Here is a 15,765-nt window from a genome sequence, read left to right as displayed (position 1 = left end):
TGATGCGTCCCCTGGATCCCGTGACATCGAAGCAACGTGCGGCATATGGCCTGGCGTTCTTCGTGCTGTTCGTCGCCCTCTGGTCGTGGGCGACGTTCGGCGGCCATGTGTCGAAGACTTTCCTCGCCAATCCGCTCACCATGGTGCAGGAAGGCCTCGAGCTGCTCACCAAGCACGGCTTCCTGTTCGACATCGGCATGACGATCTGGCGCGTCGTCGGCGGCTTTGCGCTCGCGGCGATCATTGCGGTGCCGCTCGGCGTGCTGATGGGCGCCTACAAGCCGGTCGAAGCCTTCCTCGAACCCTTCGTCTCATTTGCACGCTATTTGCCCGCCTCGGCCTTCATCCCGCTGCTGATCCTGTGGGCCGGCATCGGCGAATTGCAAAAGCTGCTCGTCATCTTCATCGGCTCGGTGTTCCAGGTCATCCTGATGGTCGCGGTGACGGTCGGTGCCACGCGGCGCGATCTGGTCGAGGCCGCCTATACGCTTGGCGCCAGCGACCGCGGCATCATCCGCCGCGTGCTGCTGCCTTCCTCCGCGCCGGAGATCGCAGAGATCCTGCGGCTGGTGCTGGGCTGGGCCTGGACCTACGTCATCGTCGCCGAGCTGATCGGCTCGTCCTCGGGCATCGGTCATATGATCACCGACAGCCAGGCGCTGCTCAACACCGGCCAGATCATCTTCGGCATCATCGTGATCGGATTGATCGGCCTGATCTCGGACTTCCTGTTCAAGGCGTTCAACGCCTGGCTGTTTCCCTGGAAGCTCGCATGACCATTCTTAGGATCGAGCAGGTCTCGCGCACCTTCCCCGCGCGCCACGGTAACGCGCCGACCAGGGCGCTGGAGCCGACCGACCTCACTATCGGCAACAACGACTTCGTTACCATCCTCGGCCCGTCCGGCTGCGGCAAGTCCACGCTGCTGCGCATCGTGGCCGGCCTCGACCGTCCGACCGGTGGCCGCGTCACGCTCGACGGACGCGAGGTGACCGGCCCGGGCGCCGATCGCGGCATGGTGTTCCAGTCCTACACGCTGTTCCCCTGGCTGACGGTGCGCGAGAACATCGCCTTCGGCCTGCGCGAGCGCGGCGTGTCCGAGGCGGAGCGACACAAGATCGCCGATGCCTTCATCCGCCAGGTCGGGCTGTCCGGCTTCGAAAACCATTGGCCCAAGCAGCTCTCCGGCGGCATGCAGCAGCGCACCGCGATCGCACGCGCGCTCGCCAACGATCCGAAGATCCTGCTGCTCGACGAGCCGTTCGGCGCGCTCGACAACCAGACCCGCGCTTTGATGCAGGAAATGCTGCTCGGGATCTGGGAGCGCGACCAGAAGACCGTGCTGTTCGTGACTCACGACATCGAGGAAGCCATCTTCCTCGGCAGCCGCGTCATCGTCATGAGCGCGCGCCCCGGCCGCATCAAGGCGGACATTCATGTAGACCTGCCGCATCCCCGCTCCTACAAGATCAAGACCACGCCGGAATTCGTCCAGTTGAAGGAACGGCTGGTCGAGGAGATCCGCACCGAGGCGCTCAAGGTTGCCGAACATGCTTGACACCCAGCCCCGCGCCGACGGCCATCGCGTTCTCGCCGACCTCCATGCACTGCGCGCCTTCGGCGCCTACAAGACCGGCGTGCACAAGCCGACCTTCTCCGAGCCGCACAAGCTGTCGCTGGAATGGCTCGTCCAGAAGCTGCCCGAGGCCGAGCTCTCCGCGACGATCGACGGCATCGGCAATGTGTTCGGGACGAGCTCGAAGCCCGGGCCGAAGCTGCTGGCGGGCTCGCACCTGGAAAGCCAGAACTATGCCGGCTGGCTCGACGGCCCGCTCGGCGTCGTCTATGCGCTCGAGGCGGCGCGCGTGCTGAATGCCGACGCTTCCGTGAACGGCGCGGTGGAAGTTGCCGCCTGGTGCGACGAGGAGGGACATTTCGGTCATTTCCTCGGCTCGCGCTCCTATGTCGGACAGGTGAGCGAGGCCGACATCGACGCGGCCCGCGACCGCACCAGCGGCCGCACCATGCGCGATGCCCTTGCCGACATGGGGCTGGCGGAGCGTCCACGCATCACTGCCGAGCCGGGACGGCACGTCGGCTATCTCGAGGCGCATATCGAGCAGGGCGACACGCTCGAAAGCGGTCGCCTGGCGATCGGCGTCGTGACGTCCATCGTCGGCATCTGGCAGTACCAGATCAGCTTTGCCGGCGAGCAGAACCATGCCGGCACCACGCGCATGGCGGTGCGCAAGGATGCGGGCCTGGCGCTGGCCAAGTTCTGCGTCGCGATCGACGAACGTTTCCCGACGGCCTGCGGCCCGCGCACGGTCTGGACCACCGGCCGCATCACGCTCGATCCGGGCGCACCGAGCATCATCCCCGGGGGCGCGGAGATGTTGTTCCAGATCCGCGACGACGACCCGACCGTCATCGCCCGGCTGGAGCAATTGCTCCGGACCATGGCGGACGAGGCCAGTGCTAACGGGCCCTGCACCGTCACGGTGACGAAGCTGCGCACCGGCGCACCCGCGATGATGAATGCGGGCTTTCAGGACGCGATCGAGGCCGCAAGCAAGTCCGTCGCCGGTGGTCGTTCCATCCGCATGCCGAGCGGCGCCGGCCACGATGCGCAGATGCTGGCAACCGTCATGCCCGCCGGCATGCTGTTCGTGCCGTCGATCGGCGGCATCAGCCATCATTGGACCGAGAACACGGCGGATGCCGACATCGTGACGGGCGCAGAGGTGTTCGTCGAGGCGTGCCGGCGGATCCTCGGGGGCTAGGTCGAGGCATGCAGCCGTTGAGCGCCTGCCACGACCATTCGAGCAGGGCTCTGCCATAAAGCCGCGGCAATCCTCGGGCCTGTCGACCGTCTCCTCCCCTGCTTCCCGGAGTTCCCATGTCTTCTGCCGACCGGCCGGCAACCCGCCTTGCGACGCGGCTTGCCTTCCTCGTTGCGGGCTTCGGCATCGCGTGCTGGGCACCCCTGGTGCCGTTCGCGAAGGCGCGGCTCGCCGTCGACGACGGAGTTCTCGGCCTGCTCCTGCTCAGCCTCGGCATCGGCTCGGTCGTGGCGATGCTGCTGACCGGCGTGCTCAGCGCGCGCTATGGCAGCCGGCCGATCATCGTCGCCGGCGGACTCGGTCTGACGCTGGTGCTGCCGCTGCTCGCGATCGCAAGCTCGCCGCTGGCGCTGGCGCTGGCGCTGCTTGCGTTCGGCGCCGCGCTCGGCTCGATCGACGTCGCCATGAACATTCACGCCGTGGAGGTGGAGCGCGCCGCGCGACGCCCGCTGATGTCCGGCTTCCACGCCCTGTTCAGCATCGGCGGCTTCGCCGGTTCCGCGCTGATGACGGCGCTGCTCTCTCTGCAGCTCGGCGCGCTCGCCTCGACGTTGATCTGCTCCGTGCTGATGCTGATCGCGATGCTCGTGACCTGGCCGCGCCTGCTTCGCTCGGTGCAGGTGCAGGAAGGCCCATTGTTCGTGCTGCCGCATGGATCGGTGCTGCTGCTGGCGCTGCTCGGCGCCATCACCTTCCTGGTCGAAGGCGCGATGCTCGATTGGGGCGCGCTGCTCGTGATCGGCGCCGGGCTCGTCAGCGAGGCACAAGGCGGCATCGGCTATATCGTGTTCTCGATCGCGATGACGATCGGCCGGCTCGCCGGCGATGCGGTCGTTGCGCGCATCGGAGACCGCACGACATTGCTGTGGGGCAGCCTCATTGCCATTGCCGGCTTCGTGGTGCTGCTCACCGCGCCCGTCGCAGCGGTCGCGATCGGCGGATTCCTGCTGATCGGGCTCGGCGCCTCGAACCTCGTGCCCGTGCTATTCCGCCGGGCGGCGCAACAAACGGTGATGCCCACGGGACTTGCGGTCGCGGCGATCACGACGGCAGGTTATGCAGGCATCCTACTCGGCCCTGCCGGCGTCGGCTTCGTCGCACAGCTCGGCGGACTGCCGCTGGCATTCTGGCTGCTGGCCGCCTTGATGGGTCTCGTCACGTTGACGGCGGGGATCGTCACCGCGGAGCAGCGCCGGGCCTCGCATGCCGATGCGTGAGCGGACTCGCGTCGACTTTGACCGATGAGGAGGTGGACCGCCACAGGCGGCGAGCCACCTTCTTCAGGCTCTAGCCTCCGACTGCGGCAGCGCGCCGCGGCAGCTTCCAGCCCGGCCGGATGAAGTGGCAGGTGTAGCCATCGGGATAGCGTTCGAGATAATCCTGATGCTCGGGCTCGGCTTCCCAGAACTCGCGCGCGGGCGCGACCTCAGTCACCACCTTGCCGGGCCACAGGCCGGACGCCTCGACGTCGGCGATGGTGTCTTCGGCAATCCGCTTCTGCTCCTCGCTGGTGTAGAAGATCGCCGACCGATAGCTCGTGCCGATATCGTTGCCCTGACGGTTGAGCGTGGTCGGATCATGGATCTGGAAGAAGAACTCCAGCATGGTCCGGAAGCTGGTCCTGGCCGGATCGAACACGATCTCGATCGCTTCGGCATGGCCCTCGTGATTGCGGTAGGTGGCGTTCTTGACGTGCCCACCGGTGTAACCGACGCGGGTGGAGATCACGCCAGGCTGCTTGCGGATCAGATCCTGCATGCCCCAGAAGCAGCCACCGGCCAAAACTGCGCGTTCCGTCGTCATGTGATGTGCTCCCAATGATCGCTCAAAAGCTTGTCCATCATATAGGCTTTCGGCCGCCCGGCCGAAAGCCGCGCGTTGACGCCCACCCGGTCGCCTGGACCCGATGGACCGGAAGCAGGCGCTCGCCCTAGACCAGCTTGGCGTCGAGCGTGATGGCGGCGTTGAGCACCTTGGACACCGGGCAGTTCTTCTCGGCCTCGCCGGCGAGCCGGGCGAAGCCGGCATCGTCGAGACCAGGCACCTTCGCCCGCAGGGTCAGGGCGGATTTGCTGATCTTGAAACCCTTGCCTTCGGGCTCGAGCGTAACGGCGGCTTCGGTCGACAGCTCGTCCGGCGTGAAACCCGCCATCTGCATGCCGAAGGCCAGCGCCATGGTGAAGCAGCCGGCATGGGCTGCCGCGATCAACTCTTCGGGATTGGTGCCCTTCTCGTTCTCGAAGCGGGTCTTGAACGAATAGGGCGTCCCGGCAAGCACGCCGGATTCGCTCGACAGATGGCCCGTGCCATCGCGACCAGTGCCCTTCCAGACTGCTGTTGCCTTGCGGATCATCTAAAGGTCTCCTTGTTTGCCCAAACCGGATCGAACGCGCGGATCGGCGGTAGATTGCCGGTGAACTTCTCCACCTCGACGGTCGTCAACTGGCCGGTGCAGCCCTGCGCCAGGGACGAGGTGCCGACGTCGCGGGTCAGCACGTTCGGATTGCCGTGAACGCAGAGCGGCGCCTCGTCTTCCGGATCCATCGGATCGTACCACGCGCCGGTCGGCAGCTGAACCACGCCGGGCGCGATGCCGTCGGTAACGCGGACCGCGGCGAGGCAGGCACCGCGCTCGTTGAACAGGCGGATGATGTCACCGTCCTTGATGCCGCGCGCCTGTGCATCGACCGGGTTCATGCGCGCGACCTCACGGCCGCGATGCTTCGAGCCCAGCGAATGTCCGCCGAAATCGAGCTGGCTGTGCAGGCGCGTCACGGGCTGGTTGGCGATGAGGAAGCACGGTGCCCCCGGCTTGGGAACATCGGTCTTGTCGAGCCAGACCGGATGTCCGGGACAATCCGCATCACCGTGCCCCGCGATCTTGGCCGAGTAGATCTCGATGCGTCCGCTCGGCGTCGGCAAAGCGTGATTGATGGGATCCTCGCGAAAGCGGCGTAGCCGGCCGCCGTCATCGGGCTGCTGCGGCACGACCAGGCTGCCGCGCGCCCAGAATTCTTCGAAGCTCGGCGCTTCGAGGCCGCGTTTGGCAAGCGATGCGCGGGTCGGCTCGTAGAGATGCTCCAGCCATTGCCGCGACGTGCGCCCTTCGGTGAACGGCTCGCGCGCCCCAAGACGCTCGGCGAGATCGGCGAAGATGTCGTAGTCGTCGCGGGCGAGCCCGAACGGCTCGGCGATCCGGTGCATCGCGACCATCAGGGGATCGTTGGTGGAATAGCCGATGTCCTCGCGCTCCAGCGTCATCGTCGCGGGCAGCACGATATCGGCGTGGCGGGCGGTGGCGGTCCAGGCGAGCTCGTGCACGACCAGCGTGTCCACCTTCGCGAAGGCCTTGCGCAGGCGGTTGATGTCCTGATGGTGATGGAAGGGATTGCCGCCCGCCCAGTAGACCAGACGAATATCCGGATAGGTGCGCGTCTCGCCGTTGTAGCGATACGTGGTGCCGGGATTGAGCAGCATATCGGCGATGCGCGCCACCGGAATGAAATCGGCAACGCCGTTGCGGCCCTGCCCCAGCGTCGGTCCCGGCACGTCGTTGACGCGGCGGCCGTAATAGCCGATCGCACCCAGCGAATAGGCATAGCCGCCGCCGGGAAGGCCGATCTGGCCGAGGGCCGCCGCCAGCACCATGCCCATCCACACCGGCTGCTCGCCATGCTCGGCGCGCTGCAGCGAATGGGAGACGGTGATGAGCGCGCGCTTTCCGGCAAGGCGCCGCGCCAGCTTGCGGATCGCATCCGCACTGACGCCTGAGATCGCGGCGGCCCATTCGGCGTGCTTGGCTTGCCCGTCGCTTTCGCCGTTGAGATAGCGCAGGAAGATTGCCCAGCCCTCAGTGTAGCGGTCGAGGAAGGCCTGGTCGTGCAGGTTCTCACTGACCAGCGTATGGACGATGCCGAGCATCAAGGCAGTGTCGGTGCCGGGCACGCAACTCATCCATTCGGCGCCGGCCTCGACCGGCAGATCGTCGCGCAGCGGACTGACCAGGATGAACTCGCAGCCGCGCGCCCGCGCCGCCGCCATGGCGCCGCGCTCGACATGCTTGCTGATCGAGCCGCCGGCCACCATGGAGTTCTTCAGCGCCATGCCGCCGAACGCCAGCACGATGTCCGTCTCGGCCGCGATCTGCTCCCAGGTGACGTTGCGCTTGGTGATGTCCTCGTAGCCGGCCAGGATCTGCGGCAGCAGCATCGAGGACGCACCGGACGAATAGGTGTTGACCGAGCGCACATAGCCGCCCAACGCGATATTGAGGAAGCGATGCACCTGGCTCTGGGCGTGATGGAAGCGCCCGGCGCTCGACCAGCCATAGGAGCCGCCGAACACGGTGCCGGGTCCGCGGGTGTCGCGAATGCGGCCAAGCTCGTCGCCAAGGAGATCCAGTGCCTTCTCCCAGCTGACGGAGACGAACTCGTCGCGGCCGCGGCGATCGTCGGGGCCCGGCCCGCGCTCGAGCCAGCCGCGGCGGATTGCCGGCTGGGCGATGCGCGCCTGGTGGCGGAGCGCGCCGGGAAAATTGTCGATGATGCCGTTCGGATCGGGATCGCCCGCATAGGCCCTGACCTCCAACCCGGCCGCGCCCTGGCGCGCGGAGAACACGCCCCAATGCGAGGTGTGCGGCTTGAAGCCGTCCGACAGGTCAAGACCGGGGTCGGGGAAACCAATCGTATCGTCCATCTCTGATCCTTATTCCGGCGGCGTCGGCATGGGTGGTAGTATACCGATCCGCTCCGGACGTCGTCGAGATCAGGGTTGACGGGAACGCTGGCCTGCCCCGCGCAAAGCCAGCCTCAAGGCCGTTGACACTCCCGAGCGTCGTCGAGCGCGTCATGTCGCTCGTTTTGGCGCCGACGCTGCATCATCCACGTGCGCAGCAATCGACCAGCAGATTCCAGATCCGCTGCGTCTCTTCTCTCTTGTTCGCCTCCGGCACGTTCTCCGCGCTCGACCGATCGAACGCGGCGATGGTGTGGGGTTGGCGAGGCACGATCCACCGCTCCGAAATCGGGTCGTACCATTTGCCGATATTCTCAGTCACGTCGGTCGACTCACAGGTTGACAGGCTCGGGCGATGCGCCCCGCGCGGTCCTCGTTGGAGCCCGTGTGGCGCCACCCGATTCACCAATCAGGAGATCGCATGTTCGTTCCCAGCCCGCCGGCGTCAGCCCGGCCGGGCCGGATGCAGCGTGCGCGGATGCCGCTCGTGCAGCAATCGCGCCAGCTCCTCACGCTCGGTGTCGCGGCCCTTCATCGCGGTCTCGAACAGTGCCTCCTGGATGTCGCGAGGCATGTCGCCCCATACGTCCATCGCCGCACGTCCGAGCAGGCCTACAAAATGATCCACTCCATCGCTCATTCGGCTCTCCCGATCTGCACACGGGAATGGAACAGCGGCGGCCGCTCCGCGTTCCACTGCCATCATTGTGAAAAGGAGACGTCTTTTATGGGATTCTTCACCAAGGACATCCAGTCGATGGAAGACCTGCTGCTGCACGGGCTCCAAGACATCCACTACGCGGAACAGCAGATCCTGAAGGCGCTGCCGAAGATGATCGACAAGGCCACCAACAGGGATCTCGTCGCCGGGCTGAAGGCGCATCTGGAAGAGACCAACAAGCAGGTCGAGCGCCTCGACAAGGTCTTCGCCAAGCTCGGCAAGGAGCCGAGCGGCACGCATTGCCCGGCCATCGACGGCCTGATCAAGGAAGCCGACGAGACCGCCGGCGAGATCGAGGACAAGGCCGTGCTGGACGCCGCGATCGTCGCCAACGCACAGGCGGTGGAGCATTATGAAATGTGCCGGTACGGCACGCTGATCGCCTGGGCGGAAGAGCTCGGCCACGACGACATCGTGCGCTTCCTCACCACCAATTTGAACGAAGAGAAGGCCGCCAACACCAAGCTGAACACGGTGGCCCTGCGCAAGGGCGTCAACGCCAAGGCGTCCAGCGCTGCGTGATTGAAAGCTACTGATTGAGAGTGGCGGCGCCGGTAGTGCGGTGCCGCCACGGTGCTCGCCCGGATCAGATGAACGGCTTGCCGCCGGTGACGGGCAACGTCGCGCCCGACGTGTAGCTCGAAAGCGGATCGGCCAGCATGACATAGGCCGTCGCGAGCTCGGCCGGCTGGCCGGCGCGCTGCATCGGCACCTGCTTGCCGAAGTTCTTGACCCTTTCCTCCGACATGGTCGAGGGAATCAGCGGCGTCCAGATCGGCCCCGGGGCCACCGCATTGACCCGAATGCCCTTCTCGGCCAGCATCTGCGCAAGCCCGCCGGTGAAATTCTGGATCGCACCCTTGGTCGTGGCGTAGGCCAGCAGGCTCGGGTTCGGCATGTCGGAGTTCACCGAGGCCGTGTTGATGATCGCAGAGCCCGGCCGCATGTGGGGGACGGCGGCCTTGGCCAGATAGAACATGGCGTGGATGTTGATCTCGAACGTCCGCCGCCATTCGTCGTCGCTGATATCCGCGATGTCCTTGAACGTCGCCTGATGAGCGGCGTTGTTGACGAGGATGTCGATTCCGCCGAGCTCCTCGACGGTGCGACGCACGATGGCGCGGCAATGTTCGGGATTGCTGATATCGCCCGGGATCAGGATGGCCTTGCGACCCTCCCGCTCCACGAGCGCCTTCACCTCGGCCGCATCCTCGTCCTCGTTCAAATAGGAGATGACGATATCCGCGCCTTCCCGCGCATAGGCGATCGCCACCGCGCGGCCGATGCCGCTGTCGCCGCCCGTGATGACGGCCTTCTTTCCGGCAAGACGGCCGGAGCCCTTGTAACTCTCCTCGCCATGATCCGGGCGCGGCTGCATGGCCCGCGTCGAGCCCGGCATCGGCTGCTGCTGCGCAGGATAAGGCGGCTTTGGATAATTGGTCATGGACAACTCCCGGCGTTTGCTGCGCTAACGGAGCGCCGACGGAAGTGTTCCAGGCGTTGATTCCGTCATCGCACAGCGTGGCCGCACCCCAGAGTATCCGAATACGACGTCATCTCTCGCACAATGCGTCGCGATCGTTCAACGTATCCTCCTGTTTCTCGCGAATGCCGGGCTGCCCCAGCGGCTTGCGGAACTCTCGGCTAGAAAAACTCCCGAGGATCGCTCACCATGGCGTCACCCTTGAGGACCATGTTGCGGAGAGCATCTTGAAAGTCGCAGGTGTTTTAAGTGCGCTAAGATATCTCAAGCAATCGGACACGGACTTGACACCTGTAGCCAAATCGAACGAGCGGATTGTCGGACTCCTGAGCGCAGCTGGCGTGTTCTGCATCTGGTCCGGCTTTCTCGTCTTCTCGAGGGCCGGCATGCAATCCGGCCTGACACCCTTCGATTTGACCGCACTTCGGTTCCTGGTCACCGGCGCCCTGGTTCTTCCGTTCGCCAAGGCTTGGTGGCCGCGCCACCTGCCGCTGCACGCAATCCTGTCGATGTCAATCTGTGGTCCCGGCGCGCTATACAGCATTTTGATGTACTTCGGGTTGAAGGGGGCGTCGGCGGCATACGGGGGAGCGTTCGCCAACGGCTCGCTGCCGATCTTCACCATTCTGCTGGGATTGCTTGTCGCACGGCGCGTGCCGTCCCGGCGGCAACTCATTGCAGTTCTCATTCTGCTCGTCGGCGCAGTGCTCGTTGCCCTTCCGGGCATGCGCGCCGGCGGCAACAGCGTGGCATCGGCCATCGGATTCTTCCTCGCAGCCTCAGCCGTGCTCTCGATCTACTTTGTGGGCGTGAAGCACTGGCAGATCGAAGCGCGCCAGGCGCTGGTGCTGGTCAGCGTGCCGAACGCGCTACTTTTCGTACCGGTCTGGTTCTTCCTTCTTCCTTCCACCATGCAGGATGCGCCGTGGTCGACGATACTGCTTCAGGCCGCCTTCCAGGGCTTGGGCCCAGGTTTCCTGGCGGTCATCCTGTTCTCCATTTCCGTGAGGATTCTCGGGCCTACGCCCTCGGCCGGTCTGGCTGCGGCGGTACCGGCCAGTGCAACGCTGTTGGCGATACCGATACTTGGCGAGGTTCCTACAATCATCGAGTGGATCGGCATCGCGATCGTCACCGCCGGGCTCATTCTGCTCCTCGGAGGTCACCTCGAAACCAAGAGCCCATCCAAATAGCGAGGCGATCTGCTCCAGCTACGTCAATGCCGGAGCGATTGCGTCCGTCCTCGGACCAAGCCGCGCACTACGTCTGTCGGCTTCGGCTGCCGCAATCTGCACCTGCACATCCCTGGGCTTTGCCAGATAGGGCGCGGACGTGACCAGGACTTCGGCGCCGGCTGCCGCATAGGCCGCTGCATTTGCCGCGTTGACGCCGCCGGCCGCGGCGATGATCGGGCGAGCGCTTGTATAGGCCATCGATGCCATGCGCTTGACCAGTGCGGCTATTTCCGCCGGTGAGAGCTTCTCCGCCTGGATCACGTCGCAGCCGGCGACGGCCGCGGCAAGTGCGGCATCGGCGGTCTTCACCTCGATCACGAGCTTCTTCTCCGGCGCAGCCCGACGCAATCGCTCGACCGCCTGCAACCGCCCGAACCCCGCGTGCGTCACGGCGCGCGTCGAACGATCACACCGGTTCGCGCGACGTCTCTCCGAAAGACCTTTCCTGCCCAGCGCTGCAGATCGTCCATCACCGTGTAGAAGGCAGGTACGTACATCAGACTGAGAAGGGTCGAGCTGAACAGTCCCCCGATCACGGCGATCGCCATCGGCGCCCTCCTCTCGGCATCCGCTCCCATGCCCAAGGCTATGGGCAGCATGCCGGCGCTCATCGCTATCGTGGTCATGACGATCGGCCGAGCTCGTTTCCGGGCCGCGTCCAACAAAGCCTGCGTGCGGTCAAGGCCGCCATCGCGCCTGGCGACGATCGCGTACTCGACGAGAAGAATCGAGTTCTTCGCCGCAATTCCCATGAGCATCAGCAGCCCGATCATGACCGGCAGGGAGATCGACATCTGCGTCATCAGCAACGAGCCGAGAGCCCCTCCGATCGACAGCGGCAGCGCGGTGAGAATGGTTACCGGCTGAACGAACCCGTTGAAGAGCAGCGCGAGGACGACGAAGAGCAGAACGATCGCCGATCCGACCGCCAGCTTGAACCCGTCGAACAGCTCCTGCATGCGTTCGGAATCGCCCGCGAGCTTGTAGGATACCCCTGCCGGCAGCTGCTTGATCGAAGGCATCTGGGCGACCAGATCTTCCGCCTCGCCTACCGTCAAGCCACTTAATTCTGCTTCGACCGTCTCGCTTCTGGTGCGATCGGTCCGGTCGATCTGGAGCGGACCTGAGCCGAAGCTGATATCGGCGACAGACGACAAGGGCACCGGCGTCTCGAAAGTCGGCACCTGCAGCATCGACAGGCCGGCCATGTCGGAGCGAGCAGTGTCGTTCAGCAGAATGCGAACGGGAATTTGCCGCGAGCCCAGGCTGAACTTCGACAGGTTCTGGTCGATATCGCCTACGGTGGCGATATTGACAGTCTTGGCGATCGCGGTCGTAGAAACTCCGAGGAGAGCGGCCTTGTCCGCCTTGGGGGTTATCTGCAGCTCAGGCTTGGCGAAACTGCTCATGACTCTCGCGCGTTGGAATCCCGGAGTTGCGCGCATATCCTGGGCCAATCGGCCTGCCGCATGGGCAAGTGCTGCGGCATCATCGCTCAACAACGACACCTGGATTTTCGCACCGGAGGAGCCGTCCTCGCCAAGGCGGATCCGGACGCCCGGAATGATCGAAAGTTGACGGCCGATCGAAGCTTCGAACGCCTGTTGGGAGAGGGTTCGCTCGGCTCTCGGAACGAGATTGATCGTAACGGTCGATCTTCTGACCTCTCCCACCGAGGTGGACAGGTCTCCCGGGCCGGAAAGTGTCGAAGTCTCGGTTCCGACGGCGGCATAGACGGAAGCGACTTCAGGTCTCGCTCTAAGCAGGAACGTGACCTTTTGCGTGGCAGCGTCCGTTTCCTGCAACGTCGCACCCGGCGCCAACTCTACGCTGAGGATCGTGCGGCCTCGATCGGCCGCTGGCATGAAGTCGGTCGGAAGGGACGGAATGATCGATAAGGACGCGACGAAGAATATGACACCGGCGACGGTGGTGATCCATCGATAGTGCAGCGTCCAGGTCAGCATCAAGGCATAGTACCGCACCCACGCCGGCTCGGGATGCTCTCTTCCGGTCGTCTTCAGGAGAAAGGCCGCCATCAATGGCGTAAGCAGGCGAGCGACCACGAGAGAGAAGAAGACAGAACTGCAAACGGCGATCGAGAAAGCCTTGAAGAACTGCCCCGGAATGCCCGGCATCAGGCCGACTGGCGCGAAAACCACGATGATAGCGAAGGTCGTCGCAACCACGGCGAGGCCAATCTCGTCGGCCGCACCGATGGCGGCTTCGTATACGGTCTTTCCGGACTGCCTGATGTGCCGGACGATGTTCTCGATTTCCACGATGGCGTCGTCGACAAGAATGCCGACAACCAGAGCAATCGCCAGAAGAGTGATGTTGTTCAGCGATTGGTCCAGCGCATGCATCACCGCGAAGGTTGGCATCAACGAAAGCGGTAGCGCAGCGCTCGAGATCAAGGTCGCCCGAATATCCCGCAGGAAGATCCATACGACCAGAACTGCGAGCAACGCTCCCAACAGGAGCGCCTCGATGGCGGCGTCGTATCCCTCGATGACCGCATCGGTCGAGGACGTCACTTCCAGGATCCGTACGCCACCTTGCGCAGCGGCGAATTCGGCCATCCGCTTCCTGACGGCTCGGGTCACTGCAAACTCTCCGGTCCCGACGGCGCGGTAGACGCTGAACCCCACGACTTCCCGATCATTGAACCGGGACCTCTGTCGCGGTTCGGCCCATGAGCGCTCGACGGTTGCGATTTCGGACAGCTTGACGCTGCGGCCGTCGCTGAAGGCCAGGCGCATCTCCTTCAGGGCCGCGACGTCAGGAACGCTTCCCACGGTACGAATGACTTGCTCCGATCCCCCCAGCGTCGCACGACCGCCGGGCTGAGTGATGTTGCGGTTTCTCACAAGGTCTGAAACTTCCGCGGCGGTCAGTCCCAGAGCCAGCAATCGGTCTGGATCGAGCTTGATGATGATTTCCGCATCGACGCCGCCGGATCTGAGAATCTTGGAGACGCCGGGGACCGCAAGCGCGGCTTTGGCGATGTCGTTGTCTATGAACCAGCTCAACGCGTCCGGAGCCATCATCGGAGCGTCGACGATGAACGTCAGGATCGCCTGTCCCGTCGCATCGACACGCCGGACCATGGGATCGAGCGTTCCTTGCGGGAGCTTCGAACGGACCGATACGACGGCATCCCGGACGTCGTTCGTCGCCCGATCGATATCGGTGCCGATCGCGAACTCGACCATGGTCATGGACAGTCCCTCGTTCACGATCGAACGAGTGCGATTGACGGTACCAAGCCCTGCGACGCCGTCCTCGACGAATCGGGTGATTTGCGCCTCGATTTCAGTCGGCGCTGCTCCAGGCCAGGCAACGCTGACCGTCACCGTCGGAATGTCCATGTCGGGCATATTGTTGAGCCGGAGCTTCGAGAAGCCGACGGCCCCTGCAAGGGTGAGCAGCACGAACAGAATGATGGTCGCGACGGGGTTGCGGATCGCCCAACCGGAGATGCCGTTCATCGCAGCGCGCCGCCTTTGACCGAGGCAGTCTTCACGTTCACGAAATCACCGTCGCTGAGGAGACCAGAACCTTGGGTCACGATGCGATCTCCAACCTCCAGTCCACGCAGGACTTCCACGTCATCCGATTCCTTGGCGCCGATTCCGATCTCGACCAACGACACCAGACTGTCGCGTCCGATCTTGAAGACGTGAGCCTTCGCTTCGCGCCAGACCAGCGCCTTCAACGGAACAGTCAACGCAAGCTTTCTTGCGGCCGAAATCTCGACCCGAACGAACATCCCTGGCTTGAGATTCGTTCCGTTTGGCAGGGCGACATGAACCGTACCTAAGCGCGTCTTCGGATCCACCACCGGCGAAACGAGGCGGACCGATCCATGCTCGGATCGCCCACCGGGGCCGAGCACCATCACATGCTGCCCTGCCGCAGCAGCGAGCAGGTCGGTTTCGACCACGCGGGCATCGACCTCGATGCGATCGTCCTGGATCAATCGGAACATCTCGACTCCGGCTTGAACCACCTGGCCGATCGCCACCGATCTCGAGGCGATCGTTCCCGCAGCGGGAGCGATGATGACCGTCTGACGTTGCCGTGCCTCTGCTTCGTCGAGTTGGGCACGAGCCGCTTCCAGCTTGGCCTCGGTCGTCTTGACGAGCGTCTCGCGCTGCTCGATGGCTTGCGCGCTCATCACCCCCAAGGACACCGAATGCGCGCGCGCAGCATCCGATCGGGCAATGGCAAGGCTCGCTTCCAGTTCGCCGATCGCGGCCTTCTGCTTGGATATCGCCGCAGCTGTCAGATCATGGCTGAGGCGCGCCAGTACCTGCCCCTTCACAACGACGTCGCCTTCGTCCACGGCGACCTCGATCACCGCCAGCCCACCCGCTTCAGAGCTGATCGGGATTTCACGCCACGCCACGACGTTGCCTGTCGCGGTGATCGTCCTGGTGACCTCCGATCTCTCGACCGATGCGGCCACGACGGTCATCGCGAATGAGAGACTTTCGGCATGGACGATGGAATGGCAGACCAGAGACGTCATGATCGCCATTGACCTCAGGCCCCGATGGATTCTCTTCATATCAGCACCTTCCTCCCGCGCCCCCGTCGACTCCCGAACGCCTCGCCGGCCACACTTCCGCGAAGGGCCGACGACCACTCGGGTAGGACGTGGCGTTTGCTCGCTTAGTACAATTTGTGTCGGATCGTCTCTGGAGGGTGCCAGTTTGTGTCGAAATGTTGCTAGATTGGTGCCTC

Annotated in this window: 14 protein-coding genes and 1 pseudogene; 6 read left to right on the top strand and 9 right to left on the bottom strand. The window is 64.5% G+C overall.

From position 1 onward, the window contains the following. The first annotated feature begins 2 nt into the window (after positions 1–2). The 4 genes from ABIA40_RS03860 (at position 3) to ABIA40_RS03845 (ending at position 4,060) form a co-directional block, all read left to right on the top strand. A complete protein-coding gene (locus ABIA40_RS03860; RefSeq protein ID WP_404539217.1) occupies positions 3–776 on the top strand; it encodes an ABC transporter permease in 774 nt (257 codons plus the stop codon). Continuing rightward, positions 773–1,558 (top strand): ABC transporter ATP-binding protein, encoded by a 786-nt coding sequence (locus ABIA40_RS03855; RefSeq protein WP_036041970.1) that lies wholly within the window; start codon positions 773–775, stop codon positions 1,556–1,558. Before ABIA40_RS03860 ends, ABIA40_RS03855 begins: the two co-directional genes overlap by 4 nt. Next, a complete protein-coding gene (locus ABIA40_RS03850; protein ID WP_404539214.1) occupies positions 1,551–2,783 on the top strand; it encodes a Zn-dependent hydrolase in 1,233 nt (410 codons plus the stop codon). Before ABIA40_RS03855 ends, ABIA40_RS03850 begins: the two co-directional genes overlap by 8 nt. A gap of 116 nt (positions 2,784–2,899) precedes the next feature. Then, positions 2,900–4,060, top strand: coding sequence for an MFS transporter (locus tag ABIA40_RS03845; RefSeq protein WP_271544077.1), 1,161 nt, complete (start codon positions 2,900–2,902; stop codon positions 4,058–4,060). A gap of 70 nt (positions 4,061–4,130) precedes the next feature. Here the strand turns inward: ABIA40_RS03845 and msrA are convergent, their stop codons facing one another. From msrA to ABIA40_RS03820, 5 genes are all read right to left on the bottom strand, one after another. Next, positions 4,131–4,646 (bottom strand): peptide-methionine (S)-S-oxide reductase MsrA, encoded by a 516-nt coding sequence (gene msrA / locus ABIA40_RS03840; protein ID WP_036008049.1) that lies wholly within the window; start codon positions 4,644–4,646, stop codon positions 4,131–4,133. 127 nt (positions 4,647–4,773) lie between these two features. Further along, the gene (locus tag ABIA40_RS03835; protein WP_157283988.1) at positions 4,774–5,196 is read right to left on the bottom strand and encodes an OsmC family protein; all 423 of its coding nucleotides are present in this window, start codon (positions 5,194–5,196) and stop codon (positions 4,774–4,776) included. Continuing rightward, positions 5,193–7,538 (bottom strand): molybdopterin guanine dinucleotide-containing S/N-oxide reductase, encoded by a 2,346-nt coding sequence (locus ABIA40_RS03830; RefSeq protein WP_404539209.1) that lies wholly within the window; start codon positions 7,536–7,538, stop codon positions 5,193–5,195. The genes ABIA40_RS03835 and ABIA40_RS03830 overlap by 4 nt, the downstream gene beginning before the upstream one ends. A 181-nt stretch (positions 7,539–7,719) precedes the next feature. Further along, positions 7,720–7,899 carry a hypothetical protein gene (locus tag ABIA40_RS03825; RefSeq protein ID WP_036008060.1) on the bottom strand — a complete coding sequence of 60 codons (180 nt, stop codon included), beginning with the start codon at positions 7,897–7,899 and terminating at the stop codon, positions 7,720–7,722. Positions 7,900–8,022: 123 nt separating this feature from the next. After that, a complete protein-coding gene (locus tag ABIA40_RS03820) occupies positions 8,023–8,217 on the bottom strand; it encodes a hypothetical protein (RefSeq protein ID WP_036029310.1) in 195 nt (64 codons plus the stop codon). An 87-nt stretch (positions 8,218–8,304) separates the two neighbouring features. Here ABIA40_RS03820 and ABIA40_RS03815 point away from each other — a divergent pair, with 87 nt between their 5' ends. Further along, on the top strand, positions 8,305–8,820 hold the full coding sequence (locus ABIA40_RS03815) for a ferritin-like domain-containing protein (RefSeq protein WP_036008066.1): 516 nt from the start codon (positions 8,305–8,307) through the stop codon (positions 8,818–8,820). A gap of 64 nt (positions 8,821–8,884) precedes the next feature. On the opposite strand, the gene ABIA40_RS03810 is transcribed toward ABIA40_RS03815, so the two are convergent. Next, complete coding sequence (locus ABIA40_RS03810) at positions 8,885–9,742, bottom strand: SDR family oxidoreductase (RefSeq protein ID WP_404539205.1); 858 nt, start codon at positions 9,740–9,742, stop codon at positions 8,885–8,887. Positions 9,743–10,008: 266 nt separating this feature from the next. Here ABIA40_RS03810 and ABIA40_RS03805 point away from each other — a divergent pair, with 266 nt between their 5' ends. Continuing rightward, positions 10,009–10,974, top strand: a complete 966-nt coding sequence (locus ABIA40_RS03805) for a DMT family transporter (RefSeq protein ID WP_404539203.1) — start codon at positions 10,009–10,011, stop codon at positions 10,972–10,974. Between the two features lie 18 nt (positions 10,975–10,992). On the opposite strand, the pseudogene ABIA40_RS03800 reads toward ABIA40_RS03805, so the two are convergent. From ABIA40_RS03800 to ABIA40_RS03790, 3 genes and pseudogenes are all read right to left on the bottom strand, one after another. Continuing rightward, positions 10,993–11,373, bottom strand: a pseudogene (locus ABIA40_RS03800) (hypothetical protein); the annotation flags it as partial. A gap of 29 nt (positions 11,374–11,402) precedes the next feature. Continuing rightward, positions 11,403–14,507 carry an efflux RND transporter permease subunit gene (locus ABIA40_RS03795; RefSeq protein WP_404539201.1) on the bottom strand — a complete coding sequence of 1,035 codons (3,105 nt, stop codon included), beginning with the start codon at positions 14,505–14,507 and terminating at the stop codon, positions 11,403–11,405. Next, the gene (locus ABIA40_RS03790) at positions 14,504–15,559 is read right to left on the bottom strand and encodes an efflux RND transporter periplasmic adaptor subunit (RefSeq protein WP_404539199.1); all 1,056 of its coding nucleotides are present in this window, start codon (positions 15,557–15,559) and stop codon (positions 14,504–14,506) included. The genes ABIA40_RS03795 and ABIA40_RS03790 overlap by 4 nt, the downstream gene beginning before the upstream one ends. Positions 15,560–15,765: the final 206 nt, after the last annotated feature.

It is taken from the genome of Bradyrhizobium sp. USDA 223, assembly GCF_044909005.1.
GTDB lineage: Bacteria > Pseudomonadota > Alphaproteobacteria > Rhizobiales > Xanthobacteraceae > Bradyrhizobium > Bradyrhizobium yuanmingense.
This window is presented reverse-complemented; position numbering and strand designations above follow the sequence as displayed.

What these genes read in the sequence shown, in the direction of transcription:
- ABIA40_RS03850 (WP_404539214.1), top strand. Translation starts at nt 1,551, where the DNA reads ATGCTTGACACCCAGCCCCGCGCCGACGGCCATCGCGTTCTCGCCGAC.
- ABIA40_RS03845 (WP_271544077.1), top strand. Translation starts at nt 2,900, where the DNA reads ATGTCTTCTGCCGACCGGCCGGCAACCCGCCTTGCGACGCGGCTTGCC.
- ABIA40_RS03830 (WP_404539209.1), bottom strand. Translation starts at nt 7,538, where the DNA reads ATGGACGATACGATTGGTTTCCCCGACCCCGGTCTTGACCTGTCGGAC.
- ABIA40_RS03790 (WP_404539199.1), bottom strand. Translation starts at nt 15,559, where the DNA reads ATGGCGATCATGACGTCTCTGGTCTGCCATTCCATCGTCCATGCCGAA.
- ABIA40_RS03820 (WP_036029310.1), bottom strand. Translation starts at nt 8,217, where the DNA reads ATGAGCGATGGAGTGGATCATTTTGTAGGCCTGCTCGGACGTGCGGCG.
- ABIA40_RS03835 (WP_157283988.1), bottom strand. Translation starts at nt 5,196, where the DNA reads ATGATCCGCAAGGCAACAGCAGTCTGGAAGGGCACTGGTCGCGATGGC.
- ABIA40_RS03795 (WP_404539201.1), bottom strand. Translation starts at nt 14,507, where the DNA reads ATGAACGGCATCTCCGGTTGGGCGATCCGCAACCCCGTCGCGACCATC.
- ABIA40_RS03860 (WP_404539217.1), top strand. Translation starts at nt 3, where the DNA reads ATGCGTCCCCTGGATCCCGTGACATCGAAGCAACGTGCGGCATATGGC.
- ABIA40_RS03815 (WP_036008066.1), top strand. Translation starts at nt 8,305, where the DNA reads ATGGGATTCTTCACCAAGGACATCCAGTCGATGGAAGACCTGCTGCTG.
- msrA (WP_036008049.1), bottom strand. Translation starts at nt 4,646, where the DNA reads ATGACGACGGAACGCGCAGTTTTGGCCGGTGGCTGCTTCTGGGGCATG.
- ABIA40_RS03855 (WP_036041970.1), top strand. Translation starts at nt 773, where the DNA reads ATGACCATTCTTAGGATCGAGCAGGTCTCGCGCACCTTCCCCGCGCGC.
- ABIA40_RS03810 (WP_404539205.1), bottom strand. Translation starts at nt 9,742, where the DNA reads ATGACCAATTATCCAAAGCCGCCTTATCCTGCGCAGCAGCAGCCGATG.